The 3,554-nt window shown below is 62.6% G+C and carries 5 protein-coding genes and 2 pseudogenes; 6 read left to right on the top strand and 1 reads right to left on the bottom strand.

Features of this window, described 5'->3' with window-relative positions; all coding sequences use genetic code 11:
* The 6 genes and pseudogenes from EOC06_RS42070 to EOC06_RS09320 form a co-directional block, all read left to right on the top strand.
* Window positions 1–177 (top strand): annotated as a pseudogene (locus EOC06_RS42070) (FMN reductase); the annotation flags it as partial.
* Window positions 178–188: 11 nt separating this feature from the next.
* Window positions 189–896 (top strand): orotidine-5'-phosphate decarboxylase, encoded by a 708-nt coding sequence (pyrF, locus tag EOC06_RS09340; protein ID WP_032901517.1) that lies wholly within the window; start codon window positions 189–191, stop codon window positions 894–896.
* Window positions 897–928: 32 nt separating this feature from the next.
* Entirely contained in the window at window positions 929–1,216 is a 288-nt protein-coding gene (locus EOC06_RS09335; RefSeq protein WP_023762651.1) for a DUF1330 domain-containing protein, read from the top strand.
* Window positions 1,217–1,475: 259 nt separating this feature from the next.
* The gene (locus tag EOC06_RS09330; RefSeq protein ID WP_056592605.1) at window positions 1,476–1,796 is read left to right on the top strand and encodes a helix-turn-helix transcriptional regulator; all 321 of its coding nucleotides are present in this window, start codon (window positions 1,476–1,478) and stop codon (window positions 1,794–1,796) included.
* Entirely contained in the window at window positions 1,793–2,260 is a 468-nt protein-coding gene (locus EOC06_RS09325; RefSeq protein ID WP_128307582.1) for an SRPBCC family protein, read from the top strand. The genes EOC06_RS09330 and EOC06_RS09325 overlap by 4 nt, the downstream gene beginning before the upstream one ends.
* 41 nt (window positions 2,261–2,301) lie before the next feature.
* Window positions 2,302–2,718: a GFA family protein gene (locus tag EOC06_RS09320; RefSeq protein WP_128307581.1), complete on the top strand. Its 417-nt coding sequence runs from the start codon at window positions 2,302–2,304 to the stop codon at window positions 2,716–2,718.
* A 382-nt stretch (window positions 2,719–3,100) separates the two neighbouring features.
* On the opposite strand, the pseudogene EOC06_RS42065 reads toward EOC06_RS09320, so the two are convergent.
* Window positions 3,101–3,554, bottom strand: a pseudogene (locus EOC06_RS42065) (D-alanine:D-lactate ligase-like protein); the annotation flags it as partial.

The raw sequence follows: 3,554 nt of genomic DNA, 5'->3' as shown, positions 1-3,554 counted from the left end.
GTTCTGGTGCGTTGCCAGATGGAGGTGGTGACGCCGGAATGCTCGGTGCCCGAGGGCGGCGACGCCTTCGACGAAGACGGCAATTTCCGTGACGAAAGACTGCACAAATCGATGGAGCATCTATGCCGCACGCTGATCGAAACCTCGCGCATGCTGTCCACCCGGATCGAGGCGTGATCGCCGACACGATGCGAACCATGCAGGCCCAATCCATGCAGGAAAGACTGATCGTCGGCCTCGACGTGCCGACCGTGAGGGATGCCGAGGAGGCGGTACGCGAGCTCGACGGCATCGTCTCCTTCTACAAGATCGGCTACCAGCTTGCCTTCGCCGGCGGGCTCGACTTCGCCAGAGAACTGGCCAGCGGCGGCACCAAGGTCTTCCTCGATATGAAGCTGCTTGACATCGACCACACGGTGGCCAAGGGCGTCGAGAACATCGCCAAGATGGGCATGACCATGCTGACCATCCACGCCTATCCGAAGGCTATGCAGGCCGCCGTAGAGGCGGCCAGAGGCAGCGAGCTTTGCCTGCTTGCCGTCAGTGTGCTGACGTCGATGGACGAGCAGGACATGATCGACGTCGGCTATGAGTACGACCCGCATACGCTGGTGCTGCGGCGTTCGGAACAGGCGCTGCATGCCGGCATGGGCGGCATCGTCTGCTCGGCCGCGGAGGCCGAGGCGGTGCGCCGGATCGTCGGACCCGACATGGCGGTGGTGACGCCCGGCATCCGGCCGGCGGGCAGCGATCATGGCGACCAGAAGCGCGTGGTGACGCCGGGCCAGGCAATCCGCAACGGCGCCAGCCACCTCGTCGTCGGCCGGCCGATCGTGGCTGCGGCCAACAAACGGGAAGCGGCCGAAGCCATCCTCGACGAGATGCGCTCGGCCTGAGATTTCCAAGAACAAGTTCGGAGACCAAGAAAATGCCCAAGGGATACTGGATCGCCCGTGTCGATGTGCGCGACGCGGAAGGCTACAAGGACTATGTCGCCGCCGCCAAGCCTGCCTTCGAGCGCTTCGGTGCGAAGTTCCTGGCGCGCGGCGGCGAGCATGAAAAGGCCGAAGGCCCCGGCCGCGCACGCAATGTCATCATCGAGTTCGAATCGCTCGCTGCGGCGCATGATTGCTACCACTCGCCGGAATACCAGCGCGCCGTCGCCATCCGCCAGAAGGTCGCCGACGGCGAGATCGTCCTGGTCGAGGGCGCCTGAGGTCCTTGCAAGCATAGTTCCGAAGAAGTCATTCCGGTTTTCGCCGGAGATCACGTTCAAAATCGGATAAAGCCTGGCGGCGTTTGAAGCCCCGCAGGCTCATTTTACATATCTTTGCTCCGCGATTTCACGGTGATCTGCCTGGCGCAGTTGCCGGGTGCGGAGCCGTGCCGACGAGCGGTCATTCAACGCGGGTCGGATGGCCGGTTGACATGCAGGTATTTACCTGCATATTATGCCTTACAACAGAGTGAGGCAGATGGACGCCGACAAGGTTTTCAAAGCGCTGGGCGATCCGACACGCAGAAGGCTGCTTGACCTTCTGTGCGAGCAGAACGGGCAGACGCTCGGTCAGCTTTGCGAAAACCTGGACATGGCCAGGCAATCCGCCACCCAGCACCTCGACCTGCTGGAGGCGGCCAATCTGGTGAGCACAGTCAAGCGCGGCCGCGAAAAGCTGCATTTCATCAATCCCGTGCCGCTGCACGAAGTCTACGAGCGCTGGGTACGGAAATTCGAACGACAGCGGCTCAGCCTGCTGCACGACCTGAAGCAAGAACTCGAAGGAGAAGACCAATGACCACCAAAGAGACCACGAGCTTTGTCTACGTGACCTATATCCGCTCTACGCCGCAGAAGGTGTTCGAGGCCATAATCAAGCCCGATGTCGCAAAGCGCTACTGGGGCCACGAGAACGTCTCGGAATGGACGCCGGGCTCGAAATGGGAGCACATCCGCGCCAATGACGAACGGACCGTCGAACTCGTCGGCAAGGTCGTCGAGATTTCGCCGCCGACCCGGCTCGTCATCACCTGGGCGAACGCTTCGCAGGCCGACGATCCGTCGAAAACCAGCCAGGTGACGTTCGCCATCGAGGAATACGACACCATGGTGCGGCTGACCGTCAGCCATGACGAACTCGAGGCCGGCAGCGGCATGGCGAAGGGCGTCAGCCAGGGCTGGCCGGCGGTGCTGTCGAGCCTGAAATCCTTCCTCGAAACCGGCAGCGGCATCGACATTTTCGCCAAGCCGAAATCGGCCTGATGCTGCGACCTCAAGCAGAATCAGGCCCGTGGAGAATGACAATGACCAAGCGCTATACCGGCGGCTGCGCATGCGGCGCGATCCGTTACGAAACCAATGACGAGCCGATCTTCCAGAACCACTGCCAGTGCAGCGATTGCCAGAAGCGCTCAGGCACCGGCCACGGATCCTACCTGACCTTCGGCCAACGTGCCGATATGGCCATCACCGGGGAGGTGAGCACCTGGCGCGTGGCGGGCGCCAGCGGCAACGAAAAAATCCACACCTTCTGTCCAACCTGCGGAACGCCGGTCTTTCTGATACCCGTCGCCATGCCCGAGCTGATAGTGGTCCACGCGGCCAGCCTCGACGATCCGGAACAGTTCAGCCCGCAGATGGTGACCTACACGAGCCACGGGCATGCCTGGGACAAGATGGATCCGTCCTTGCAGGCGGTCGAGCGAATGCCTCAGGGGTAAACTCGCTGGAAGTATTGGACCTCCAGGGGTACGCTGTAGGCGCTTACAGAGGGGGCGTCTGCATGGCCGGAAGTAATCGATATTCACCGATCGGCAAGGGCCTTTTCATCGCACAGATGCTTGTTGGCGGTACAGGCGTGGCAGTCGGCCTCTGGACTGGGAAAACCATTTCACTGCAGCATGGCCGGGGGATCTTTCTCGTAGATCGGGCCCAAGACCCGTTCCTTTATTGGTCTGCACTGATCATAACCCTGCTCGTCCTTGTCGCGTGGCCGCTCTGGTATCTCTATAGGGGCCCACCAAAGCGCTAGGCTGCTACCGAGACAGCAGCAATGCGCGCGACTGCGGCCGCACGCTGCCAGGCAAAAAGGGTGCGACAAACCTAACCGTCATGGCGCTGGCCGATCAGCCGGCTCGCCGCTGTCTCGGCCATGGCGTCGGCCAGCTCGAGGCCCCATTGCTGGCGGCAATAGGCGCGAAAATCGAAGCAGGGCAGGCCGGGGCAGACCTCGAACTCGATGAGGTGGACGGTGTCGTCGGCCTCGACCCTGAGATCGATCGAAAACACGTCGCGCAGGCCGAGCCCGCTGATCAGCCGCTCGGCGATCGCGCGAATCCTTGCGTCGGCAGCCGGCTGGCTGTCGGCAACCGCGACGAGTTCCGGTTCGGCATAGTGTCCAGCCGCTTTCGCCGCCTCCCCGGTGTCGCCGTAGAGCGCCAGGCTGTCGGCCATGGTCTGGAAATCGGCGCCTGAATCGACAAAGGCCACGCCAAGCGCTTCGACCCCGGCGCCTGGCACCAGGCCGAGGAAACTGGCGCGCACGTTGCGGCCGGCG

The sequence above is a fragment of the Mesorhizobium sp. M7A.F.Ca.MR.362.00.0.0 genome, from assembly GCF_004023175.1.
GTDB lineage: Bacteria > Pseudomonadota > Alphaproteobacteria > Rhizobiales > Rhizobiaceae > Mesorhizobium.
This window is presented reverse-complemented; position numbering and strand designations above follow the sequence as displayed.

What these genes read in the sequence shown, in the direction of transcription:
- pyrF (WP_032901517.1), top strand. Translation starts at nt 189, where the DNA reads ATGCGAACCATGCAGGCCCAATCCATGCAGGAAAGACTGATCGTCGGC.
- EOC06_RS09335 (WP_023762651.1), top strand. Translation starts at nt 929, where the DNA reads ATGCCCAAGGGATACTGGATCGCCCGTGTCGATGTGCGCGACGCGGAA.
- EOC06_RS09330 (WP_056592605.1), top strand. Translation starts at nt 1,476, where the DNA reads ATGGACGCCGACAAGGTTTTCAAAGCGCTGGGCGATCCGACACGCAGA.
- EOC06_RS09325 (WP_128307582.1), top strand. Translation starts at nt 1,793, where the DNA reads ATGACCACCAAAGAGACCACGAGCTTTGTCTACGTGACCTATATCCGC.
- EOC06_RS09320 (WP_128307581.1), top strand. Translation starts at nt 2,302, where the DNA reads ATGACCAAGCGCTATACCGGCGGCTGCGCATGCGGCGCGATCCGTTAC.